This window comes from Actinomyces israelii DSM 43320 (assembly GCF_000711965.1).
Taxonomy (GTDB): domain Bacteria; phylum Actinomycetota; class Actinomycetes; order Actinomycetales; family Actinomycetaceae; genus Actinomyces; species Actinomyces israelii.
The window spans coordinates 1-22,261 of sequence record NZ_JONS01000048.1; the positions used below are offsets into that span (position 1 = coordinate 1).

Annotated in this window: 19 protein-coding genes and 1 pseudogene; 5 read left to right on the forward strand and 15 right to left on the reverse strand. The window is 71.2% G+C overall.

Going from position 1 to position 22,261, the window contains the following annotated elements; genetic code table 11:
• Window positions 1-120: 120 nt before the first annotated feature.
• The 3 genes from O145_RS19655 to O145_RS16675 all read left to right on the forward strand — a co-directional run bounded on the left by O145_RS19655 (window position 121) and on the right by O145_RS16675 (window position 2,234).
• A complete protein-coding gene (locus O145_RS19655) occupies window positions 121-246 on the forward strand; it encodes a hypothetical protein (protein WP_267489940.1) in 126 nt (41 codons plus the stop codon).
• 131 nt (window positions 247-377) lie between these two features.
• The gene (locus O145_RS12905; protein WP_156966764.1) at window positions 378-1,241 is read left to right on the forward strand and encodes a hypothetical protein; all 864 of its coding nucleotides are present in this window, start codon (window positions 378-380) and stop codon (window positions 1,239-1,241) included.
• A gap of 93 nt (window positions 1,242-1,334) precedes the next feature.
• Window positions 1,335-2,234, forward strand: a complete 900-nt coding sequence (locus tag O145_RS16675) for a hypothetical protein (protein ID WP_052375147.1) — start codon at window positions 1,335-1,337, stop codon at window positions 2,232-2,234.
• Between the two features lie 228 nt (window positions 2,235-2,462).
• Here the strand turns inward: O145_RS16675 and O145_RS19355 are convergent, their stop codons facing one another.
• Window positions 2,463-3,389: a PDDEXK family nuclease gene (locus O145_RS19355; RefSeq protein ID WP_229118563.1), complete on the reverse strand. Its 927-nt coding sequence runs from the start codon at window positions 3,387-3,389 to the stop codon at window positions 2,463-2,465.
• Window positions 3,390-3,558: 169 nt separating this feature from the next.
• Here O145_RS19355 and O145_RS12925 point away from each other — a divergent pair, with 169 nt between their 5' ends.
• Both O145_RS12925 and O145_RS12930 read left to right on the forward strand, forming a co-directional pair.
• Window positions 3,559-5,244, forward strand: a complete 1,686-nt coding sequence (locus O145_RS12925) for a lysine--tRNA ligase (RefSeq protein ID WP_043563697.1) — start codon at window positions 3,559-3,561, stop codon at window positions 5,242-5,244.
• 144 nt (window positions 5,245-5,388) lie between these two features.
• A complete protein-coding gene (locus O145_RS12930; protein WP_043563676.1) occupies window positions 5,389-5,751 on the forward strand; it encodes a cupin domain-containing protein in 363 nt (120 codons plus the stop codon).
• Window positions 5,752-6,095: 344 nt separating this feature from the next.
• Here the strand turns inward: O145_RS12930 and O145_RS12935 are convergent, their stop codons facing one another.
• The 14 genes and pseudogenes from O145_RS12935 to O145_RS18700 all read right to left on the reverse strand — a co-directional run.
• Window positions 6,096-7,640 (reverse strand): peptide MFS transporter, encoded by a 1,545-nt coding sequence (locus O145_RS12935; protein ID WP_043563677.1) that lies wholly within the window; start codon window positions 7,638-7,640, stop codon window positions 6,096-6,098.
• A 41-nt stretch (window positions 7,641-7,681) separates the two neighbouring features.
• The gene (locus O145_RS16680; RefSeq protein ID WP_052375149.1) at window positions 7,682-8,362 is read right to left on the reverse strand and encodes a DivIVA domain-containing protein; all 681 of its coding nucleotides are present in this window, start codon (window positions 8,360-8,362) and stop codon (window positions 7,682-7,684) included.
• Window positions 8,363-8,508: 146 nt separating this feature from the next.
• Window positions 8,509-9,777: an alpha-hydroxy acid oxidase gene (locus O145_RS12945; protein WP_043563679.1), complete on the reverse strand. Its 1,269-nt coding sequence runs from the start codon at window positions 9,775-9,777 to the stop codon at window positions 8,509-8,511.
• A gap of 215 nt (window positions 9,778-9,992) precedes the next feature.
• Window positions 9,993-12,239 (reverse strand): FtsX-like permease family protein, encoded by a 2,247-nt coding sequence (locus O145_RS12950; RefSeq protein ID WP_043563680.1) that lies wholly within the window; start codon window positions 12,237-12,239, stop codon window positions 9,993-9,995.
• Complete coding sequence (locus O145_RS12955) at window positions 12,236-12,937, reverse strand: ABC transporter ATP-binding protein (RefSeq protein WP_043563682.1); 702 nt, start codon at window positions 12,935-12,937, stop codon at window positions 12,236-12,238. Before O145_RS12955 ends, O145_RS12950 begins: the two co-directional genes overlap by 4 nt.
• Entirely contained in the window at window positions 12,934-13,458 is a 525-nt protein-coding gene (locus tag O145_RS12960) for a PadR family transcriptional regulator (protein ID WP_043563683.1), read from the reverse strand. Before O145_RS12960 ends, O145_RS12955 begins: the two co-directional genes overlap by 4 nt.
• Before the next feature lie 300 nt (window positions 13,459-13,758).
• Window positions 13,759-14,397, reverse strand: a complete 639-nt coding sequence (locus tag O145_RS12965; protein WP_052375151.1) for a DUF4291 domain-containing protein — start codon at window positions 14,395-14,397, stop codon at window positions 13,759-13,761.
• A gap of 224 nt (window positions 14,398-14,621) precedes the next feature.
• Window positions 14,622-16,094 (reverse strand): mannitol dehydrogenase family protein, encoded by a 1,473-nt coding sequence (locus O145_RS12970; RefSeq protein WP_043563685.1) that lies wholly within the window; start codon window positions 16,092-16,094, stop codon window positions 14,622-14,624.
• A gap of 67 nt (window positions 16,095-16,161) precedes the next feature.
• Window positions 16,162-17,478 (reverse strand): RbtT/DalT/CsbX family MFS transporter, encoded by a 1,317-nt coding sequence (locus tag O145_RS12975; protein WP_084682614.1) that lies wholly within the window; start codon window positions 17,476-17,478, stop codon window positions 16,162-16,164.
• Between the two features lie 300 nt (window positions 17,479-17,778).
• Window positions 17,779-18,579: a DeoR/GlpR family DNA-binding transcription regulator gene (locus O145_RS12980; protein ID WP_043563687.1), complete on the reverse strand. Its 801-nt coding sequence runs from the start codon at window positions 18,577-18,579 to the stop codon at window positions 17,779-17,781.
• Between the two features lie 88 nt (window positions 18,580-18,667).
• On the reverse strand, window positions 18,668-19,315 hold the full coding sequence (locus O145_RS12985) for a LutC/YkgG family protein (RefSeq protein ID WP_043563688.1): 648 nt from the start codon (window positions 19,313-19,315) through the stop codon (window positions 18,668-18,670).
• A complete protein-coding gene (locus tag O145_RS12990) occupies window positions 19,315-20,928 on the reverse strand; it encodes a LutB/LldF family L-lactate oxidation iron-sulfur protein (protein WP_043563690.1) in 1,614 nt (537 codons plus the stop codon). The genes O145_RS12985 and O145_RS12990 overlap by 1 nt, the downstream gene beginning before the upstream one ends.
• The gene (locus O145_RS12995) at window positions 20,925-21,728 is read right to left on the reverse strand and encodes a (Fe-S)-binding protein (protein ID WP_043563692.1); all 804 of its coding nucleotides are present in this window, start codon (window positions 21,726-21,728) and stop codon (window positions 20,925-20,927) included. Before O145_RS12995 ends, O145_RS12990 begins: the two co-directional genes overlap by 4 nt.
• A 294-nt stretch (window positions 21,729-22,022) precedes the next feature.
• Window positions 22,023-22,261: pseudogene (locus O145_RS18700) on the reverse strand (HNH endonuclease); the annotation flags it as partial.

The following is a 22,261-nucleotide window of genomic DNA, read 5'->3' on the forward strand; positions in this document are numbered from 1 at the left end:
CCTGCAGGAGGTCACCATCAACCTCAACGGCCACCACCTCGCAGCCGCACCGCGTCTGACCGACGCCGCTAACGACATCCTCACCGCCCTGAGCACCCCACCCCCGGCACACTAAGCGTCATGAGTCAGGCGGCCGACGACCTGCCGTCCGACTGGTTCCCCGCCGACTTCTGCATGTCGGTGCAGCCGCGGTGGTTCCACGAGAGCATTGTGCAGGGGGCCGTCACCGTGCCGGACTGGTCCTGAGAGGCAGCGTCATGGAGCCCGCGCCCCCTCCGCCGTGCCCGGCCCGCCGTGCTGCGCCCGTCCCGCCGTGCCCCCGAGGTGCCCGAATGAGTAGGAGGCTCTCCGCAGGGAAGACCAGTGCCGTCTGGATCGTGATCATCGCTGTTGCCCTGGGACTGCGGTACATCGGCGTCAAGGCCAATGAGACCGGGAGGGGCGGCCTTGCCCTGGCGGTCGTTCTCGGCGTGATCGCACTTGTCCTGCTGATCCTGATGATCCCGGTCATCAGGGATGTGCGGAAGGTCAGGATCGGCCCTATGACCCCGGCGCGGCGTCTTATGATCAGCCAGCTCGATGAGAAGACCACCCTCAGGTGTCCGGCCTTCTACCTGGGTCCCCAGCCGGTGGGCTCCGACGGCGCTCCCATGACCGACAGGGTACTCCTGATAGTCACGCGTCAGACCATGAGCGTAAGGCCCGCGGAGGCTGAGGTCGGCTATGCGGCGGGTGGCACTGTCCTGTGCGATGCCGACGGCGCCCGGGTTCGCTTCCGCCTTCTGCCCTGTCCCTGTGCCGGTGGGCAGTGGCCGGGGCAGATGGTGCCGGGCCTGGTGATCGCCCATCCCAGTCTCCTGTACCCCCAGGCCGTCGGGAGCCTGGAGGCCGAGCGGTACTGGGTGGACGGCCCGGAGGAGCTGGTCGCCTACGCCCAGGAGATCGCCGCCGAGACGGGGCTCCTTTACGAGGAGGTGGCCGACGCGCTCCTGCGCGGAGATCCCCAGAGCGTGGCCGCTCTCAACGCCGCCTGCGGGGGCTACCTGGGGGAGATGGTCCTCTCCTCCAGGGGGCCTGTGTTCCGGGCCCCTGAGATGCGCCTCGTCATCGCCGACCCGGACCGGCCCGACGACCCGGCCGACGAGGCCGTGGTCGGCGATGTGCTGGCCGCGGTGCAGCAGGTTCTGCTGGGGCCAGGCTCGTCGGGTCCCCTTCCCGGGTGGGCCGTCCCGCCCGCCTGACCGGGGCGGATTGCTCCGGTAGACTTCGGGCTTCTTAACTGTCCGGCAAGCTGACGCGTCCTCTGATAACGCGTTCTCCTTCAAGGAGCCTGTATGACCGACTGGCACACCCCCTACCGCCGGATGCAGCTGAAGGTCGTTGTCTTTGTCATCGGGCTCGGGATAGTCATCCAGATCGTGGAGCTCGTGAGGTTCCTGATCCGTCGGCTCATAGGGCTGGGGGTGGTCGGCGCGGCCGCCGCGGTCGGCGGGGTCGTCCTGCTGGTCCTGCTCGTCTTACTGCTCCGGCGCGTCTTCCGCACGCGCAGGCCAGAGGAGCCCCTCCCGCCCGCATACAGCCTCATGCATGAGGAGCCGGCCATCCTCAGCGTCCCCGCCTTCTACCTCGGTCCGCAGCCCCTGTCCCCCTACGGCACTCCCATGACCGACCTGCTTCTGGTCCATCTCGCCCTGACGCGGCAGACGATCGGCGTGCTCACGCTCGAGAACAGGGCTCAGAGTCCGGTCCTGCTCACCACCGACGGCGTCCGGGTCCGTTTCCGCCCCATGAGCAGCCGCCACGCCGGTCCCCATCACGCGGGACGGTACTGGGAGGCGCCCGCGATCATCCTGGCTCACCCCAGTCTCCTGCGCCGAGAGCCCGCAACCACCGAGACCGGGTACTGGGCGGACACCCCGGCCGAGCTCGAGGCGTACGCCGAGGAGGTCGCCGCCGAGCTGGGACTCCCCCGCCAGGAGCTGGCCGAGGCGCTCCTGCGGGGGGACTCTCGGCGCCTGGCCGCTCTCAATGCCTGGAGCGGCGGGTACCTGGGCGAGATGGTCCCCGGCCCCGGGGGAGGGGGGTGTTCCGGGCCCCCGAGATGCGCCTGGTCATCGCCGACCCGGATCATCCCAACGTCCCGGCCGCCGAGGCCGTGGTCGGCGAGGTGCTGCTCGCGGTGCAGCAGGCCCTGCACCGGTGAGATGCCCCGCGCCCGCCCCAGGCTGCCTTGATCCGGGCTCTTCCGCCAGCGAGGCCCGGCTCCCGGAGCGCGACCGAGAGCCGGCTTGTGCGCTGTGCGCGGCCGGCGGCGAGGGTTGCACATGGGAGAAACGGGTTGTTGCGCAGCAGTACCTACTTTTCCGCAGGATTCTGGTCTTTGCTGCGAACCGTCAAGATGGGTTGACGCGCTCCCATGTGCGCAGAGGGGGTGCTGCGCACACAGGAGACGGGGCTTTGCCTCACGCCCACCCCAGATTCCGCAGAATGGCGCGGTTCTCTGGAATGCGCAGACGCGACGAATGTGCAACACCCCGCAGAGCCCTGCTCACAATGCCCAGAATCGTCCTCTCGCCGGCAGCTACATCGTCGTAGGTCAGCCGCAGCGGCACATAACCGGCGGCGAGGGCGCTCTGGTCCCGGTTCCGGTCGCGCACGAACTGCTCCTTGGAGGAGTGGAACTCGAATCCGTCCTCCTCGACGATGAGCCAGCCCTCGACAAGTGTGTCGACCTCACCGACGCCTTCGAGTACGACGCCGGTCTCGACCCACAGCCCGGCCTCCCGTAGACACAACCGGGTTCGCGTCTCCAGGTGTGATCGCGCTGCCGCGTCGGCCTTACTCAGGCGCATGCGTGCGTTCTTCGAGTACCGGCCGACCAGCAGCTCGGCAATGTCCTCCTTCGTCGTGTCCCCGTGGTTGAGCGCCGCGTCCGCGATGCAGATGGCATCGAGCTCATTCAGGCAGACTAGGGCGCAGGCGACGACCTCGGCCGGACGGACCAGGGGGAAGTCGTCGACCGTCATCGGAGTCAGCGTCGCCGGTCGGTGAATACGGACGCCGGCGAGAGGCCTGCTCGCCGATGGGCGTACTGAGCGGTTCGCCGGGACTGCGATATGAAGATCGCTCGGAGGGCTCCACATGGGGTAGCCGAGCACCTGCGCGGCGCTGGCGCACGTGAGGCGGCCGCGGAAGTGGCGCGCTCGCACAATACTCCGCTCGGTTCCCGGGCGGACGAGTAGCCGACGGTAAGGCTCGGTCAGCTCCCCCATGGCAATGGCCGCGTCCTTGGCGGTACGATCGGCCGGCTCGCGCAGGACCTCGTCCCAGTGGGCGACGCCGTGCAACGCATCGACTCGGCTCAAAAGAGTACTGATCGCGAGGTCCATATATACAGGATGCCGCAATTCTCCATGCCTCTGGAGAACTATCCACAGGACCGGTCCTGGGCCCTGCGCGGCGCCCGCCTGTGGAGCCCGGCGCTCCGGCGGGCGCGTGGCCGATGCCTCGCGGCCGCACTGGGGCGCGCGCCCTCTCGGCCGCATTAGACTCGCGCGCGTGACCGATGCGACCCGGCAGAACGCCGTCCCCGAGCCCGACAGCACTCAAGCCTCTGAGCAGGCCGGCGGTCCCCGGCAGCCCGCTCAGCCCAAGCAGGACCCGGGCCCGGGCGAGCAGTTCGAGGTCCGCGCCGCCAAGCGCGACCGCCTGCGCTCCGAGGGCTGGGACCCCTACCCGGTCCAGCTCCCCATCACCACCACGATCGCCGCGGTCCGCGAGGCCTACGGCCACCTGGAGGCCGGGCAGGAGACCGACGACGTCGTCGGCGTGGCCGGGCGCGTGGTCTTCCTGCGCAACACCGGCCGCCTGTGCTTCGTCACCCTCGCCGATGGCGCCGGCACCACCCTCCAGGCCATGCTGTCGGCCAAGGCCCTGCCGGGTGCGGGCCACACCTCCCTGGCGGCCTTCAAGTCCGACGTCGACCTGGGCGACCACCTCTTCGTCCACGGCCGCGTCATCTCCTCGCGCCGCGGTGAGCTGTCGGTCATGGCCGAGTCCGTGCTGCGCGAGGGCGCCGACGCCGCCGCGCCGGCCGAGCTCGGGGACGACGACGTCGCCGTCCCCGCCTGGCGGATCGCCTCCAAGGCCCTGCGCCCGCTGCCCAAGGTCTGGACCAACCAGGAGGGCGAGGAGGTCAGCCTCAGTGAGGACAACCGGGTGCGCCGCCGCGAGCTCGACCTGCTCACCCGCCCGGCCGCCCGCGACATGGTGCGCACCCGCGCCGCCGTCGTACGCTCCCTGCGGGCGAACTTCCACCGTCGCGACTACCTGGAGCTGGAGACCCCCATGCTCCAGGTCATCCACGGCGGGGCGGCCGCCCGCCCGTTCATCACCCACATGAACGCCTTCGACATGGACCTCTACCTGCGCATCGCCACCGAGATCTACCTCAAGCGCGCCGTGGTGGGCGGGGTGGACCGCGTCTTCGAGATCAACCGCAACTTCCGCAACGAGGGCGCCGACTCCTCCCACTCCCCGGAGTTCACGGCCCTGGAGGCCTACGAGGCCTACTCCGACTACAACGGCATGGCCGAGCTGACCCGCAACCTGGTCCAGCAGGCGGCGCGCGACGCCTTCGGCCTGCCCGAGGGCGGCGAGGTCGTGCGGCTCGGCGACGGCACCGAGTACGACCTGTCCGGCCAGTGGGACAAGATCGACCTGTACACCTCCGTCTCAGAGGCGCTGGGGGAGGAGATCGCCGTGGAGACCCCCCGAGAGCACCTGGTGGCCCACGCTGAGCGGATCGGCCTGGAGGTGGACGACTACGCCGTGGCCGGCAAGATCGTGGAGGACATCTTCGAGGAGCTGGTGGGCAACAAGCTGTGGGCCCCCACCTTCGTCTACGACTTCCCCGAGGACACCTCCCCGCTGACCCGCTACCACCGCTCGCGCCCAGGCCTGACCGAGAAGTGGGACCTGTACATCCGCGGCTTCGAGACGGCCACCGCCTACTCCGAGCTGGCCGACCCCGTGGTCCAGCGCGAGCGCTTCGAGGCCCAGGCGCTCGCCGCCGCCAACGGCGACCCCGAGGCCATGGTCCTGGACGAGGACTTCCTGGTCGCCATGGAGCAGGGCTTCCCGCCCAGCGGCGGCATGGGCATGGGCATCGACCGCCTCCTCATGGTGCTCACCGGCCAGGGCATCCGCGAGACCATCACCTTCCCCCTGGTGCGGCGCTCCTGAGGCGGCGCCCGGGGCGGTTCGGTTTCACGCGCCCGGCGCTCAAATAAACAAGGCTTGATCCGGGAAAAAGTGTGGGTTATGTTCTGTCTGCCGGGCGGGAGCGCTCGGCGGAAGACGAGTCGCACTACCTGAGGGGATGGCCGTATGTCCATCAGCGAGAGCACGAGTTCAGCACGCGAGTCCAGCGTCCATACCGGCCTGTCGGCCGACTTCTCGATGACCGCGGGAGAGAAGAAGGTCCGCGAGGTCGTCAACAACGAGCGGCTGATCGTCGTCGAGTTCGTCCTCGGCGCCGACCAGCTGATTCATGAGGAGGAGCCCTCGCCCATGCCGACGGTCCTGCACGTCCTCGAGGGCACGATTAGGTTCTCCATCGACGGCGTCGAGCACGAGCTGAGCGCCGGCGACGTGGCCTACATGGCGACCGGCGCCAGGCACAGCGGCCGCTCGGTGAGCGCCGCACGGTTCAGCCTCGTCGGGCTCAAGCAGGGCGCCGACGACGTGTGACCGCGCCCCAGGGCGGGTAACGGGCGGGCGCGGGCTCCGGGTGGCGATGCGCACAGGGGCTTGCGCGCGCCGGCCCCGAGTAGAACTCGCGGCTCTGCCCTCCAGGCGTCGAATCGCTTCCGCGGCTCGACGTGCGGGGGCGCCGCAGGCCGCCGGAGTCGGGTGAATCGTCGTGGCCGCCTTCGGTGTGATACTCCACTGTCGAGGACGGAAGCAGGCGGAGTCCGTCAGCCGCGGGCAGGCGGGCTCACTCAGGTCGAAGGGGATGGGGACCGATCTCGAGCCGGAAGTGAACCGATCTCGGCGAAAGGGGCTGGAGGGAGGCGGCGGGGCCGGGCCGGCGGCTACTGCGGACCGGGCGCATCGACGTCGGCCATCTGGCGCTGGGTCCAGGGGGCGGCGGCGAAGATGGCGATGGCGACGACGATGGTGATCGCGCCCAGGCCGTAGTAGTAGGTCGCGTCACCGATGCGCCCGGTGTTGGCGATGACGACGGCGGCCAGTCCCTGGCCGGTGGCCGAGGCCAGCAGCCACAGGACCATGGCCTGGGAGGCGAAGCTCTTGGGGGCCAGCGCCGTGGTGGTGGACAGGCCGACCGGTGAGAGGAACAGCTCGCCGACGGTCTGGACGATGAAGACGACCGCCAGGAACCACCAGGGCGCCAGGGGCCCGTCCTCCCCGCCGGTCCAGGAGTGGAAGCCGTATCCCATCATGAGTGCGGACAGGCCGACAATGAGCACGGCGGTGGCGAACTTGGTCACGGTGGGGATGGCCCGGCCCAGGCGGCGGGAGAAGAACCAGCCGACCAGCGGAGCCAGGATGACGATGACGGCCGGATTCACGGACTGGTACGCCTCGGGGCTGATGACCCATCCGAAGGGCGTCGTCCCGTCGGTGTGGGTCTTGGAGAAGGTCGCCATCTTGCCCGAGGCCTGCTCGAAGATCATGAAGAACAGGACGGCTCCGACCCACAGGGAGATGTAGGCGCGCAGGTGGGTGCGCTCCGGGCCGGTCACCTTGGGGGAGCGGAACATGATGACGAAGTAGGCGATCGACGCGCCCAGGGCGATCACGAAGATCGTGTACGCGATGGCGTCGGGCCACGTCCCCAGGAGCAGGTAGAGGGCCCATGCCACGAAGACGGTCCCCGCCGCCGCGCCCAGCGAGACCAGGAGCAGCCTGCTGCGGTCCTCGGCATCGAGCGGGTTGGGCACGTCGAAGGCGAAGGCGGAGAGCTTGCTGCGCCCGTAGACGAAGGCGACGAGGGCGAAGGCCATGCCGATCGCGGCCGCGGAGAATCCCGCGTGGTAGCCGTAGTGGGCTCGCAGCCAGCCGGTGACCAGCGGTGAGGCGAAGGCACCGACGTTGATCGACATGTAGAACAGCTGGAAGCCGGTGTCGCGGCGCGGGTCGCCCTGGTCGTACAGGCCGCCGACGATCGTGGAGAGGTTCGGCTTGATGAACCCGGTTCCGACGGCCACCAGGACAATGCCCGCCCAGGCCAGGGAGTCGATGGGGATGGAGAGACATATGTGGCCCGCCATAATGACGATCCCCCCGTAGAAGGTGGACCGCCAAGGTCCTATGACGCGGTCGGCGAAGACGCCGCCGGGGATCGACAGCAGGAATACGGCCGCACCGTAGACCGCCAGAATGGTCTCACCGGTGTTCGGGCTTATCCCAAGGCCGCCACTGGCTATCTCGTCGGTGATGAAGAAGAGGAGAATGGCGCGCATCCCGTAGTAGGAGAAGCGCTCCCACATCTCGACGTTGAGCATCCAGGGAAGCCCCCTGGGCTGGCCGAGCAGTCCCCGGTCGTCCTTGGACGGACCCGTACGGAGCGTATCGGGGGTCCAGCTTCTGGTCTTAGTCGGTTGGGCGATTGGCATATTGTTCTTTCTCCTGCGGCCGGGTCGTTCTGCAGTGGTTTTCAATGACCGCTGCGGGCCTCATAGTCCCGCAGCACGCGCATGATGGTGTCTAGGAGCTCGTCGACCTTGTCCCGCTCGTAGCTGTTGTGGAACCGGGTGACCTGGAACATCTTGTTTGCCACGGCCTCGGAGGTCAGCGCCCCCGGGGGTGCGCCGTCGGGTCGGGACGCGCCATCCGCGCCGCTCGCCTCCCATGCGCGCAGGGTCCCGGCGACGTCGTCGAGGAACTCGTCGACCTCGTCCTGCTCGTAGCCCTCGCCGAACTTGCTGCTGGCCTGGAACTTCGCGTCCATGACGTCCTGGGCCGTCAGCATCTTCTGCGGCGCGCCGACGACGGTGCCCGTCTCCCAGGCGAGCAGGGCCGCGGCGGCCTCCCGCATGAAGGCATCGACCTGGTCCGGCTCGTAGGCGTTGCGGAACCTGGTCGAGGTGAATATCTTGCTCGTCACATCACGGGAGGTCAGCACCCCGTATGAGGCGCCGGCCGCCCGGCTGTCGTGTTCGGCCGGCTCGCTGCCGTCGGCAGGCGGGAGCGAGCCGACGGCCGTGCCCGTCTCCCACGAGCGCAGGGCTGCGACGACCTCCTGCATGAAGGCGTCGACCTCCTCCGTGCTGTACCCCTTCTTGAGCCTCGTCAGGGCAAAGTTCGTATGCGAGGCCTCGTCGGTCGTCAGTGTCATGGCTGGCTCCTCGATCCGGTGCGGAGGGGTGCTGAGGCTGTGCGGGGCGGCGTGACGGCCGCGAACGACGACACTCCGGCCCTGACCGGCTGCCCGTACTGGTTCGTGACGGTAGCACTAACGCGGGGCGGGCGGGGCCCGCCCGGTCAGCGGGCGACGGCGTCGGCGGCCGCCCTGACCTGGCCGCGCACCGGCACCAGGCGCGTGAGCTGGGTGACGTGGCGCGGCTCGAGCTCCTCGATGCTCGAGACGCCCAGGAGCTTCATGGTGCGCACGACCTCCTCCGACAGGATCTCGATGGCGCGGTCCACCCCGGCGCGCCCGCCCGCCATGAGGCCGTAGAGGTAGGCGCGACCGATGATCGTGAACCTCGCGCCCAGGGCGACGGAGGCGATGATGTCGGCGCCGTTCATAATGCCGGTGTCGATCATGACGGTGGCGTCGGAGCCGACCTCGCGGACGAGCTCGGGCAGGAGCCGGAAGGGGACCGGGGCGCGGTCGAGCTGGCGCCCGCCGTGGTTGGACAGGATGATGCCGTCCACGCCGTGGTCGAGCAGCCGCTTGGCGTCCGGGATGTTCTGCACGCCCTTGATGACGATCCTGCCCGGCCACATGGAGCGGATGACCTCGAGGTCGTCGTAGCTGATCGTCGGGTCCATGGCGGAGTCGAGCAGCTGGCCCACAGTGCCGCCGGTGCTCTTCAGGGAGGCGAACTCGAGCTTCGGGGTGGTCAGGAAGTCGAACCACCACCACGGGCGCGGGATCGCGTTGAGGACCGTCCCCGCGGTGATCTGCGGCGGGATGGAGAACCCGTTGCGCCGGTCGCGCAGGCGGGCCCCGGCCACTGGGGTGTCGACGGTGAACATGAGGGTGTCGAAGCCCGCCCGCGCGGCGCGCTCGACCAGGCTGTAGGAGATCTCCCGCTTGCGCATGACGTAGAGCTGGAACCAGTTCCGCCCGTGCGGGTTGGCGTCCCTGACCTCCTCGATGGAGGCCGTGCCCAGGGTGGACAGGGTGAACGGGATGCCGGCCGCGCCCGCGGCCCCGGCGCCCGCGACCTCGCCCTCGGTCTGCATGAGGCGGGTGAAGCCGGTCGGGGCGATGCCGAAGGGCATGGCGGAGGTCCCGCCCAGGATCTGGCAGGAGGTGTCGACGCTGGGCGCCGGCCGCAGGATATCGGGGTGGAACTCGACGTCGCGGAAGGCCTGGCGGGCCCGGCGCAGGGAGATCTCGCCCTCGGCGGCGCCGTCGGTGTAGTCGAAGGCGGCGGCGGGAGTGCGGCGCCTGGCGATCGTGCGCAGGTCCCAGATGGTCTGAGCCGACTGGAGCCGACGGCGCTTGGCGTTCAGGTCGGGCTTCTTGAAGTGGAGCAGATCGAAGATCTCGTTCGGATTGGGGATCTGGCGCTTGACCATGGCGGTAGTGGACCTCGTCGTTGAGCGAGTGTTATGACGTTGCAGGTGTTCGCGCGCGGCACGATGCCGACGCGACATCTGCGCTGCAAGAGTAGAGGGACGAATGGCCTAGGAGCAAGGCGCCCCTAACCTAAGTTCCGCCTGCAGGGCGTCTGTCAGGGCTGGCAGGGGCCTTGTGCCCGGCTCGCGCAGACCGACGAGTCGCGCCGGCGCCGCTACTCGAAGCGCACCGTGCCTCCTGAGACCATCCGGCCCGCCGCCCGTGCGCTTGCCGCGATCGCCGCTCCCGTCAGTGCCAGGCACGCCCCGACCACGGCGTAGTAGGAGCCCGCCGGCCAGTCGATCGAGCGCGAGGACGTGCCCGTGACGAGCACCCAGGCCGTGTACACCGCCGCCCCGATGCTCAGGGCGAGCACGGTGGCCACCGGCAGCAGGGTCTCGTAGGCCACCGAGCGGCGCAGGACGTCGCGCGGCATGCCGACCAGGCGCAGCAGGGACAGCACCCGGCGCCGCGCCAGCAGGGAGGCGACGGCGGACACCGCCAGCGAGGCGGTGGACACGCCCGCCGCGATGAGGATGCCGATGTACCCCAGCGCCGCGAACTGGTTCTCCAGGGCCATGGCCATGACCTCGACCCTGTCGCTGCGCGTGAGCGGGTACATTGTCAGGTCCAGGTCGGAGGTCTCCATGGCGGTGCGCGCCCGCTCCAGCGCACCCGCCCCGCCGTCGGTGCCCACGAGCAGCACCGCCGGTGCGGGCCCCTCCCCGGGAGCCTCGGCGGGCAGCGGATCGGCGGCGGCGTCGGCCAGCCATCTGGAGGACACGCTCACCCAGCCCGTCTCCGACTGCGCGTCCGCGGCTCCCAGGGCGCGGGCGTCCTCGACGGAGAGCACCAGCCGCGTGTAGGCCGCGTCCTGGTCCTCGTCCGGGTCCTCCTCCTGGTCCTGGGATGACCCGGATGACCCGGATGACCCGCTCCCGCGCGGCACCTCCATGCTCGCCACGGCGACGGTCCGCACCCCCTCGACGTCGTCTAGCCGGCTGGCCGCGGCCCCGAGCGCGGCCGGGTCGGCCGGTCCCGCCGTGGCGTAGAGCGTCGTCGTCGAGAGGTAGCCGGCCCCCTGGGCGGGAGTGGTGGTGCCGGCCGCCGCCGTGATGGCGACTGCGAAGAGCGTGACGGCGTAGACGGCGACGACGAGGCCGCCCACCGCCCGGAAGGCCGCCCGCGGGTGCTGCGCCAGCCGCCCCAGGCTGATGACCTGGGCCGCGCTGCGGGCGCCGCGCCGGGCCAGGCGGGCGCTCCAGGAGGTCAGGAGCGGTCCGGCCCACAGCAGCCCCAGCATGGTCAGGCAGAACGAGCCCACGAGGAGGCGGCCCAGGACCATGGGTGGGGTCTCGGAGCCTGAGAGCGCCCGGACCGCCGCGAGCCCGGCCAGGCCCGCCAGCAGCGGCAGCAGGGACAGGGGCCGGGGCGGGCGCTCGCTGCGCTCGCGGGACGCCCCCAGCGGGCCGATGCCCGCGCGCCGGGTGCGCCACCAGGCCACCGCGGAGGCGCCGAGCGTCGTGCCGAGGACGGTGGCGGCGATGACCGCGGGGGAGGCGAGCAGATCGCGGGGGAAGAAGCGGGAGGAGCTGATCACAATGCGCGCCGCCACCGGGATGAGGGCGAGGTAGGCGCCGACCCCGAGCAGCGCCCCCAGCAGGGTCGTGGCCGCCGTCTCCGTCGCGGCGATCCGGGCCACCTGCCCGGGCGTCGCCCCGATCAGGCGCAGGGTCGCGAAGCGCTCGGCCCTCTGGGCGGCGCCCAGGTCGGTGACGATGGCGATCAGGAGGAGCACCGGGACGAGGATCGCGATCGCACCGATGGCGGCGACGATCCGCCAGACCTGGGAGGCGTAGTCGTAGCCGACGAGTTCGGTGACGACCTGCGGCGGGGCGCCCGAGCCCTGCCGGGCCAGGATCTGCCACTGGTCCATCCCGATGACCGCCACGAGCGAGTCCGGGCCCTCCACGGCGTCGTCGGACAGGGTGCCGGCCTGCTCGCCGTAGCGGTCCCCGAGCTGGTCGGCGGGGGCGGAGGAGATGAGCCCGGCCAGCGCCGGAGAGGCCACGTACTGGCCCGGCCGGGGCACGACGTCGGAGCCGGGGACGCGCACGCGCGTGTCGGGCGTGGCGGCCACGAGCACGACGGTGATGATCCGGTCCCCGTAGTAGTCGGTGGTGGAGGCGATCGCCGCCGTGGCCGGGGTCAGGACCGTGTCCGGCTCCAGGTAGGTGGGGCTGGTCGAGACGGGCTGGTGCCAGGTGGAGCGCCGGCTGCGCTCGCCGAACGCCTGCGAGGCCGCCGCCAGCATGAGGAAGACGGTGATCCCGACCATGACCCCGGCGACGATGCCCAGGAGGCGGCGTCGTGACGGGCCGTCGCCGGCGATGATGAGGCGGGCCAGTGCCAGATCCTTCATCGTGCCTCCTCCACGAGCCCGGTCCCGGTGCTCAGGCGCCCGTCGCGGACGATGGCCTCGCGGTCGGCGTAGGCGGCGGTGCGCGGGTCGTGGGTGATGATGACCAGGGCGGCGCCGGCGGCCTGGGTGGCGCGGACCAGGACCTGCATGGTCTGCTCGGCGGCCAGGGAGTCCAGGGCGCCGGTGGGCTCGTCCGCGAAGAGGATCCGTGGGCGGGCCACCAGGGCGCGGGCGACGGCGACCCGCTGGGCCTGCCCGCCGGAGAGCTGGGTGGGGAGCTTGTCCTCGCGCCCGTCCAGGCCGAGCTCGGCGAGCTGGGCGCGGGCCCTCTCCAGGGCCTGCCTGCGCGGAGTCCTCGCCAGCAGCAGGGGGATGGTGACGTTGTCCAGGGCGGACAGGTCCGGCAGGAGCTGGCCGAACTGGAAGACGAAGCCGAACTCGGCCAGGCGCAGGCGGGAGCGGTCGGCCTCGCCCAGGGCGGCGACGTCGCGCCCGTCGTAGCCGACGCTGCCGGCGTCGGGGACCAGGACCCCGGCCATGACGTGCAGAAGAGTGGACTTGCCCGACCCGGACGGCCCGGTGACGGCCAGGACCTCCCCGGCGACGACGTCGAGGTCGATGCCGCGCAGGGCCCGGGTGGTCCCGAAGGCGAGTTCCAGGCCCCGGGCGCGCATAATGACGCGGGGCGCGGCGCTCATGCGCGCACCTCCTCGCGCAGCTCGGTCAGGCGGGCGGCCGTCAGGTCGATCCAGCGCAGGTCGGCCTCCAGGTGGAACAGGGCGTGGTCGGCGAGCAGCACGGTGCGCAGGTCGCCGTCCTGCTTGAGGCGGGTGAGCTCGCGCATGCGCGCGGTGTGGGCGGCGCGCTGCAGGTCGAGGAGGCGCTCGGCGTCGTCGCCCAGGAGGAGGGCGATCACGGTCTTTGCGAACAGGTCCGCCTGGATCGAGTCGGAGGGGACCTCCGGCCGGCGGATCCAGTCCTCGACGGCGGCGCGGCCGGCCTCGGTGATCTCGTAGCGCTTGCGCGCGGGGCCGGCCCCGGGCTCGGCGCCGACCTGGATGATGAGGCTGTCGCGCAGGAGGCGGGCCAGGGAGGAGTAGACCTGGCCGAAGGCCAGCGGCTTGGTCTGGGCGAACCAGCGGTCCCAGCTGAGCTTGAGGTCGTAGCCGTAGCCGGGCCCGGAGCCCAGCAGGCCGAGGAGCGTGAGTCGGGTGTCCATGGCCAGCAGTATATACGCAGTGTATACGCGCGTGGTGTAGTGGGGTCGGGGCAGGTTGAGGCAGGTCGGGGCAGCTCACGGCCGTCATTCCGGTCGTGCGACGGACTCGGGTCCCAGCCGGCGGCCGGTCCTAGATGATTCCGGGGCGGCGCTGGCGGGCCGGGCGCCCGGAAGACCGGGCGCCCGGACGACCGGACGACCGGAAGACCGGGCGCCCAACCCCGACCCCGGCCTCCGCCTTTGTCGGCCCGTACGGGCGCAGGCCGGCCCGCGCGAGTGAGGGGTCGTCCGCCCCGGGAGTCACGGCGCCGCTGCCGGTGGTGCGGTTGCGGTGGCGCCGATCCGCGAGGCCAGTGCGTCGGGCAGCGGGTACGGGCGCTCGCGGGGCAGGTCCGCGGCGGCCAGGGCGGGCAGGGAGCGCAGGCGGGCGACGTCGTCGGTAATGTCCCGCAGGGCGAGGACCCAGCGGTCCACGTAGTCGTCGACGGCGCCCGGGCCGATCCCGACCTGGAGGGAGCGGTACGGCAGGGGGCTCAGCGAGGCGCTGCGCTCGGGGTCCCACTGGACGCGGACGGGGCTGCGCGCCTTGAGGGCGGCCCACTGCTCGCGACTGGTGTGGACGGCGGGGTCCATGTGGCTCAGGCACGAGCGGCCCAGGGCCTCCTCGAAGCCGGACCTGGACATGGTGACGGCCAGGATCCGCTCCTGGCCCGGCTTGGTCGCCCAGCCGCTGCGGTACATCATCCACAGGAAGGAGGGCTTGACCCACGTCATGCGGCTGCGGCTGAAGGGCGGCACGAAGCGCCCGGCCGCCACGGCGGGGCCGGCGATGGCGGGGCCGTAGGCCTGGTAGACGGTGATGGACCGCGCGTCCCAGACGGCGCGCACCTGCCGGTAGGGGACGGGCGGGTCGGGGCGGTCGGCGTCGGGCTGGTTCATGGGCCCAGGGTGCCACGGCGTCCTGCGCGCGTGGCGCCCAGTGACTGATACGAGGCGATCCGACCGCCGGCTGCGCGGCACCGCGGTGGAGCCGATGTGCTCAGCGATGGTCGCCTTGCACCGGGCGCGGCCGAGGAGCCGGAAGCCCCGCGCCTTCCAGAACCTGAGCCTGCGCGCCCCGACGCGGCGCAGAAGGGAGGTCTCGCCGGCGCCCGAGGGGCCGCTCAGCCCTCGGCCACGAGCGCCCGCAGGCGCGCCCGCGCCCCCTGGGCGCGCAGCGCCGCCAGCTCCTCGGCGTAGGTGGCGGCGAAGCGCTCGTTGGCCGCGAGGTCCCCGAAGATCTCCGCATTGCCGATGAAGGCGGTCTCCTCGCCGGCCTCCTGCCGCTCGGCCAGGGGCCGCAGGTCGTCGGCCACGGGGATCGGGTTGCCGCTCTCGTCGGTGCCCGCGGCCCCCAGCGACCAGGCGGCGCACATGGCGGCCCCCAGGCGGATCGGCCCGCCCGCGGTGAGGTTGTCGCGCACGGTGGGCAGGACGAACTTGGGCATGCCGCTGGGGCCGAACTGGGCCAGGCGCAGCAGGGTGTCGGCGATGGCGGCGTTGGTGAAGCGCTCGAAGAGCGTGTCCACGTACTCCGCCAGGTCGATGCCGGGCACCGGCCGCAGGCGCGGCAGGGCCTCGCGCTCCAGGAAGGCGCGCACCCAGGCGGCGATGTCGGCGTCGGCGGCGGCCTCGTGCCCGTAGGTCATGCCGAGCAGGCGCCCCCAGTGCCCCAGGCCCTGGTGGGAGGCGTTGAGCAGGCGCAGCTTCATCAGCTCGTAGGGCACGACGTCGTCGACCATCTGCACCCCGACCCTCTCGTAGGGCGGGCGGCCCGCGGGGAAGTCGTCCTCGAGCACCCACTGGGTGAAGGGCTCGCACACCACCGGCCAGGCGTCCTCGATGCCCAGCTCGGAGCGGACCTCGGTGATGTCCTCCGGCGTGGTCTGGGGGGTGATCCGGTCGACCATGCAGCTGGGGAAGGAGACGTGCTCCTCGATCCAGCCCGCCAGCTCCGGGTCGCTCATGGCGGCCTGGGAGACGACGGCGGTGCGGGCGATCCTGCCGTTGCCGGGCAGGTTGTCGCAGCTCATGACCGTGAAGGGGGCGGTGCCGGCCTCACGGCGACGGCGCAGCGCCTCGACGATGCAGCCGAAGGCGGTGGTGGGCTCGCGGGGGTTGGCGGCGTCGTGGGCGGCGCCCGGGGACTCGGTGCGGAAGGCGCCGGTGGCGTCGTCGATGTTGTAGCCGCCCTCGGTCACCGTCAGGGAGACGATCCGGGTGGTGGGCGCGGCCATGAGGCTCAGGACGGCCTCGGGGTCGTCGGGGGCGAAGAGGTAGTCGTGGATCGAGCCGATGACGGTGGACTCGTGGTGGCCGTCGGGGTACTTCAGGGTCAGGGTGTAGGTGTGGTCCTGGGAGGCGAGCGCGTCTCGCATACGGGCGTCGCCCGGCAGGAGCCCGACCCCGCAGATGCCCCAGTCCAGGCAGGCGTCCTGCGGATTGTCGGACCCGGAGCCGTCTCGCATGAGGCGGTCGAGGTACATGGCCTGGTGGGCGCGGTGGAAGCCGCCGACGCCGATGTGGACGATCCCGGTCGTGATCGCCGAGCGGTCGTAGGCGGGGGCGAGGTCGCTGCGGTCGGGAGTGGTGTTCATGGCTGGTGTCCTGTCTCTCTCGGTTCTCTTATCGGATGGTGGGTGGCGGATGGTCGGCGTAGGGCGGTCAGGCGGTCGTGGGCGCGGCGACGTCGGCGTCGGAGAGCTCGGCATCAGTGTGCAGCACTCGGGCGTTGCCCGGGAGCCTGAGGGCGAAGCAGAGGAGGAAGGAGATGACGTAGATGCCGGCCAGCGCCATGGCGGCCGCGGCGTAGCCCTGGGCCGTGCCCTCGTCGCCCAGCAGCAGGGTGACGATGGCGGGGCCGACGAAGGCGCCCAGGCCGGCGCCGAGGTTGAGGATGGCCAGAGCGTTGCCGGTCTCCCCGTGGGCGTGGGCGGTGATCAGCGGCGTGGTTGGCACGTGCGCGCTCAGGCCGATGCCCACGGCCGAGGTCCCCAGCGCGATGAGGAGGAAGCTCGGGCCGGCGACGATGGGGATGAGGTAGATGTAGGCCAGCGCGATCGCCGTGATCGGGGTGGCGGCCCACTGCAGGGTGTTGCGCCAGCCGATGCGGTCGCCCATGACGCCCCAGAACACGTCGCCGATAATGGCGACGAAGCCGAAGATGGAGAACTCCAGGATCGCCTGGGACTCGGGCATGCCGAAGACCTTGTGCAGGTAGACGACGTAGTAGGCCTGCATGCCGTACTGGCCGGAGAGGTTGATGATCTTGACGACCCCGCCCACCGAGACCTTCGGGTAGCGCCACAGCACGGACACGGCCGAGCCGACCGATTGGAGGACGGACTTGCCCCGGGTGGCGGCGGAGGAGGGGCGGCGGTACAGGAAGAGCATGCCGGTGGTGCCCCCGGCGGCGGCGAGCAGCCAGCCGACCCACAGGGTCGGGATGTGCCCGATGGCGGGCAGGAAGAGGCTGGACAGGTAGGAGCCGAGCAGCTGCATGCCCAGGGAGAAGGCGAACCAGAACCAGCCCGAGACCGAGGACTGGCGCTCCGGGGGCGTCACCATCATCGTCCAGGTGAGGAACCCGTAGGCGAACATGGGGTAGCCGAAGCCGCGCATCCCGTAGAAGAGCAGGAGGAGGGGCAGGCTGTGGCTGGGCAGGCCGACGGCGATGAAGAGCGCGTCGAAGACCAGGAAGGAGATCAGGCCGATGAGCATGACCCTGCGGCATCCCAGGGCGTCGCACAGCGCTCCTGACAGGAAGGCGGCCAGCGCTACGACGACGCCGTAGGAGGTGACGATCGAGGAGGCCTGCGGAACGGTGAAGCCGACGTCGGCGCTGGAGAGGTAGTTGGTGATCCACACGGCCTCGATGCCGTCCCCGATGACGAAGACGATGACGGCGAGGAACCCGGCGGCGAGGTTGGTGGGGAAGCCGGTGCGTTGTATGGCGGCGATGAAGCGGTTGGAGCTGGGCATCGGAGGACCTTCGTTGGCGGCTGACGACGTTGTCACGGCCCCGGGGCCGTTGACGTAAGTCTGCGGCAGTGCCGCGGCCCGTGGGCCGACCGGTCGCGGCTGAGGCGTGACCGGTCGACGCCCGCTAAGGCGCCCGCCGTCGTTGCCGGTGGGAGCGGGCGCGTCGCGCGCCGTCGTTGTGATCCGGGGCCCGATCCCGTGCGCGGCCCCGGTGGCCGCGCCGTCGGAGATGATGACCGCGATGACCGTTTCCGCCCGCGTGGGTGACCGGTTCGCGGGCGTGGCGGCGGGCCCCGGTGCTCAGACCCGCTCGATGACCGCGCCGAGCCCGGTCAGGCGCCTGGCCGTGGACGACCGCAGCTCGCGGCCGGTGATGACGCGCTCGAGCTGACGGACGTGCCCGAAGCGGGCGAAGGTCGAGTGGCCGAACTTCGTGTGGCTGCCGACGAAGATGGCGCGGCCAGCGGTTCCCAGGACCGTCTCCTTGACCTCAGCGACCGAGGCGTGCGGCGTCGTCAACCAGCCCTCCTCGCTCACACCGTTCGCCCCGACGACGGCGAGGTCCGGCTCCATCTCCCGCAGCATGCGGGTGGCCCACCGCTCCACGGAGGCCAGGGTGATGGGCCGGACCCTGCCGCCGATGACGACGACCTGCGTCCGCGGTCGCTCCGCGAGCTCGATGGCGGTGGGCAGGGACGCGGTGACAATGGTCAGGTCGCGGTCGGCGGGCAGGGCCCGGCCGACCAGGAGCGGGTGAAAGCCCTCGTCGAGGAAGACCGTCTCGGCGGTGCCGAGGTGCTCCACGGCCGCCTGGGCGATGCGCTCCTTCTCGTCAGTGAGGTGGGTGATGCGGAACTCGCGGCTGGACTCGAAGGAGCCCGACTCGGCCGCGGTGACCCGTCCGTAGGAGCGGCGGATCCGCCCGGTTGACTCCAGCAGGCGCAGGTCGCGGCGGATGGTCTCGATGGAGACCCCGAAGAGCTCGGGCAACTCGGCCACCGAGGTGCTGCCCCGGTCCCTCAGGTGGGAGACGAGGGCCTCCCGGCGCTCTCGGGCGCCCGCGGCGGGTGGCGGTGCTGGATCGGGGCGAGTGGTGGCCATGCGTCGATTCTGGCGCCGTGTGCGCCTCTGCGCAGGCAGTTGCGGACTGCTGCGGGCACTGGACCGATCTCGGTGAAAAAGAGGGTGCTCAGTGGGCGATGATGACGCCGAGGTTGCGTGGGCCGTGGACGCCCTGGACGCGCACGAGCTCGATGTCCGCCGTCGCGCTCGGGCCCGCGATCCACGTCATGGGGCGGGTGGGGTGCTCGCCGAGCACGTCCACCGCCTGGGGCACGGTCGGCACGATCGACCTCCGCTCCAGGACGCACACGTGGGTGTCGGGCACCAGCGTGATCGCCCGGCGCCCCTGGTCGGGCTCGCCGTCGAGCACAATGGTGCCCGAGATGGAGATGCCCACGCGCGAGCCGGTGACCACGGCGTCGACGCGGTCCAGGTCGAGGGTCGCGATGGGCCGCTCGGGGGAGTCCTCGACGAGCTCGCGCCCGCGGCCGGCGGCCCGCTTGTACTCCTCGGGCAGCCCCGCCGGCACGACGACGACCCGCGCCCCGCCCAGCAGGGCGTCGATCGCCTCGGCGATCCCGGCATCGTCGGGCTCGGTGCGCACCACGGCGTCGTAGTCCTCGAGCTTGTCCACCATGTCCGCCACGACCGGCTCGGAGCCGGGGGCGTGCTCACCGACGCGGATGTAGTCGCGCGGGACGGGGCGGGCCGGGCCGCGCTGGGAGCGGGCGATCGCGTCGCGGGCGCGGGCCAGGATGGCGGTGCGCGCGTCCATCACTTCTCCTCCTTGCGGCCGGAGCGGTCCCTGGCCGCAGGCCGGGCCGAGGCCGTCGTCGTCGGGTGGGTGCGCGCCCACCACTCGCGGAAGTTCTCCGACGGCGCCTCGGGCAGGTCGCGCGCTCCGGTCCACATGGAGGCCGGGAAGGGCAGCGCGCCGATCCGGCCGTCGCGGCCCACCAGCCGGGTCGCCTTGGCGGCCTTCTCGGCCAGGCCCCACAGCCGGCCGCTGCTCATGGCCGGCCGGGTCGCGCTCATCGCCACGTCCCACATGTCTGGGACCACCTTGCGCTTGACGTCGACGGTGCGGGCCCGCAGATGGATGAGGATCGTGGGGATGTCGATGCCCACCGGGCAGGCCTCGCCGCAGGCCCCGCACAGCGAGGAGGCGAAGGGCAGCGTGTGCACCGGGTCGTCGTCGGCGAGCCCCTGGGTGAGCTGGGGCGTGATGATCGCGCCGATGGGGCCGGGGTAGACCGAGCCGTAGGCGTGCCCGCCCACGTGCTGGTAGACCGGGCAGATATTCATGCAGGCCCCGCAGCGGATGCAGTGGAGGGCCTCGCGGCCGATCGGGTCGGCCAGCGTCCTGGTGCGCCCGTTGTCCATGAGGATGAGGTGGAACTCCTGGGGGCCGTCGCCCGGCGTCACCCCGGTCCACATGGAGGTGTAGGGGTTCATGCGCTCCCCGGTGGCGCTGCGCGGCAGCAGCTGGGAGAAGATCTCGATGTCCTGGAAGCGGGGGACGAGCTTCTCGATGCCCATGAGGGTGATGAGCGTGTCGGGCAGGGTCAGGCACATGCGGCCGTTGCCCTCGGACTCGAAGATGGAGACGGTGCCGGTCTCGGCCACGCCCATGTTGGTGCCCGAGACGGCCACGGACGCGTGGAGGAACTTCTTGCGCAGGTGGGCGCGGGCGGCCCCGGCCAGCTCGACCGGGTCGTCGGACAGGCCCTCCGGCGCGTCGCCCATGCGGTCCAGGAAGATGCCGCGCACCTCGGAGCGGTTGCGGTGGATGGCCGGGACTACGATGTGGGAGGGCATGTCGTCGGCGAGCTGGACGATCATCTCCGCCAGGTCCGTCTCGTGGGCGGTGATGCCCTCGCCCTTGAGGTACTCGTTGAGGTTGGTCTCCTGGGTCGCCATCGACTTGATCTTGACGACGTCGTCGACGCCCTTGGCCTTGATGAGCGAGGTCACGATCCGGTTGGCCTCGGCGGCGTCGCGCGCCCAGTGGACGATGCCGCCGCGCGCGGCGACGTTGGCCTCGAAGCGCTCCAGCAGCTCGGGCAGGTGGCTCATAACCTCGTTCTTGACGGCGCTGGCGGCCCGGCGCAGCTCCTCCCAGTCCGGCATCTCCTCCACGCGCATGGCGCGCTTGCCCCGGATGGTGCGCGTGGCGTGGCCCAGGTTGCGGCGCAGCTGGGTGTTCTGGAGGGTCTTGTGGGCCGCGGTCGGGAAGGACTCGCCCCACCGCAGGGTGTTGGCGGGGATCTCGACGGTGGTGCGCCACCCGCCGGTGTGGGCAGCGCCGGTGGCGCCGGCCGCGGCGTCCGCCGTCGGCGCGCTCGCGCTGCCCGGTCCCGCCGGCATGCCCAGGAAGGTCTGGCTCATTTGACCGTCGCCTCCTTCGCGGTCGGGGCGAAGGACACGTTGCCGCTGAAGGGCTGGTCCTTGGTCGAGGCGAGGATCTCGGCCAGGTGCATGATCCGCACCCCCGAGTTCAGGCGCGACAGGCCGCCGCCGACGTGCATGAGGCAGGAGTAGTCGCCCATGCACAGCACCTCGGCCCGGGTGGACATGACGTTGGAGACCTTGTCGGCGAGCATGGCCGTGGAGGTCTCGTGGTTCTTCATGGAGAAGGTGCCGCCGAAGCCGCAGCACACCTCGGCGTCGGGCAGGGGGGCCAGGTCGATGCCGTTGACGGCCTTGAGCAGCCGGTAGGGGCGGTCGCCGACCTTGGCGATGCGCATGGAGTGGCAGGTCGGGTGGTAGGTGACCCGGTGCGGGAAGGAGGCGCCGACGTCGGTGATCCCCAGGACGTCGATGAGCAGCTCGGAGAGCTCGTAGGTCTTGGCCGCGACCTCCTTGGAGCGGCGCGCCAGGGCGGCGTCGCCCACGTGCTCGGCCACGAGCGCCTGCTCGTGGCGGGTCGCCCCGGCACAGGAGCCGGAGGGCACGACGACGGCGTCCCACTCGCCGTCGAGCACCGGCTCGAAGGTCCTGACATGGTTGCGGATGAGGGAGGCCGCCTGCGTGAAGTACCCGGTGTTCGCGTGCATCTGGCCGCAGCAGACCTGCCTCTCCGGGAAGACGACCTCGTGCCCGAGTCTTTCCAGGATTGCGACGGTCGCCTGCGGCGCCTGCGGGAACATCGCGTCTCCGATGCAGGTCGCGAAGAGTGCGATGCGCACAGATGGACCTTTCGTGGACGTCATTGACTTGGGACCACGGTAAGGGGTGCGGGGCGGGGGCTTGGACGGCCTGCTCGGCGGGCTTGGAGCGGGGGCGTGAGAAACTGCGTTATTGCTGGAGAAAATCGGTGTTTCCCGACGGCGGTGCCGGAGAGGCGCCCGCCCGCCGGGGCGTCATGGCGGGCAGGTTTGCGCAAGTGTCGCCTGAGGTTTATGACGGAGTGTCGTCGGTGGTGCCGGGAACTACAGGTGCGGGAGCTGTCGAGCTGCTGTTGTCGGCTGGGTGTGCGTGTTTTAGAAGGGTGGGATGGTGTCGAGTAGTGGGGTCAGGCCGAGGGTGTGGAGGGTGGGGTGGTAGGGGGTGGTCTCGTAGTCGCCGGGGTTCTCGTTGGGGTGGGGGCCGTGGGTGGTGATGAGGGGGCTGGTGTGGTGGCCGAGGCCGAGGTCGCCGGGGGTGGTGTCTGGGCTGGTGTGGTTGGTGAGGCCTTTGTGGAGGCGGTCGAGGGTCTGGGGGGTGATGGCGCGTGCGAGGG

What these genes read in the sequence shown, in the direction of transcription:
- O145_RS19655 (WP_267489940.1), top strand. Translation starts at nt 121, where the DNA reads ATGAGTCAGGCGGCCGACGACCTGCCGTCCGACTGGTTCCCCGCCGAC.
- O145_RS16675 (WP_052375147.1), top strand. Translation starts at nt 1,335, where the DNA reads ATGACCGACTGGCACACCCCCTACCGCCGGATGCAGCTGAAGGTCGTT.
- O145_RS19355 (WP_229118563.1), bottom strand. Translation starts at nt 3,389, where the DNA reads ATGGACCTCGCGATCAGTACTCTTTTGAGCCGAGTCGATGCGTTGCAC.
- O145_RS12930 (WP_043563676.1), top strand. Translation starts at nt 5,389, where the DNA reads ATGTCCATCAGCGAGAGCACGAGTTCAGCACGCGAGTCCAGCGTCCAT.
- O145_RS12935 (WP_043563677.1), bottom strand. Translation starts at nt 7,640, where the DNA reads ATGCCAATCGCCCAACCGACTAAGACCAGAAGCTGGACCCCCGATACG.
- O145_RS16680 (WP_052375149.1), bottom strand. Translation starts at nt 8,362, where the DNA reads ATGACACTGACGACCGACGAGGCCTCGCATACGAACTTTGCCCTGACG.
- O145_RS12945 (WP_043563679.1), bottom strand. Translation starts at nt 9,777, where the DNA reads ATGGTCAAGCGCCAGATCCCCAATCCGAACGAGATCTTCGATCTGCTC.
- O145_RS12950 (WP_043563680.1), bottom strand. Translation starts at nt 12,239, where the DNA reads ATGAAGGATCTGGCACTGGCCCGCCTCATCATCGCCGGCGACGGCCCG.
- O145_RS12955 (WP_043563682.1), bottom strand. Translation starts at nt 12,937, where the DNA reads ATGAGCGCCGCGCCCCGCGTCATTATGCGCGCCCGGGGCCTGGAACTC.
- O145_RS12960 (WP_043563683.1), bottom strand. Translation starts at nt 13,458, where the DNA reads ATGGACACCCGACTCACGCTCCTCGGCCTGCTGGGCTCCGGGCCCGGC.
- O145_RS12965 (WP_052375151.1), bottom strand. Translation starts at nt 14,397, where the DNA reads ATGAACCAGCCCGACGCCGACCGCCCCGACCCGCCCGTCCCCTACCGG.
- O145_RS12970 (WP_043563685.1), bottom strand. Translation starts at nt 16,094, where the DNA reads ATGAACACCACTCCCGACCGCAGCGACCTCGCCCCCGCCTACGACCGC.
- O145_RS12975 (WP_084682614.1), bottom strand. Translation starts at nt 17,478, where the DNA reads ATGCCCAGCTCCAACCGCTTCATCGCCGCCATACAACGCACCGGCTTC.
- O145_RS12980 (WP_043563687.1), bottom strand. Translation starts at nt 18,579, where the DNA reads ATGGCCACCACTCGCCCCGATCCAGCACCGCCACCCGCCGCGGGCGCC.
- O145_RS12985 (WP_043563688.1), bottom strand. Translation starts at nt 19,315, where the DNA reads ATGGACGCGCGCACCGCCATCCTGGCCCGCGCCCGCGACGCGATCGCC.
- O145_RS12990 (WP_043563690.1), bottom strand. Translation starts at nt 20,928, where the DNA reads ATGAGCCAGACCTTCCTGGGCATGCCGGCGGGACCGGGCAGCGCGAGC.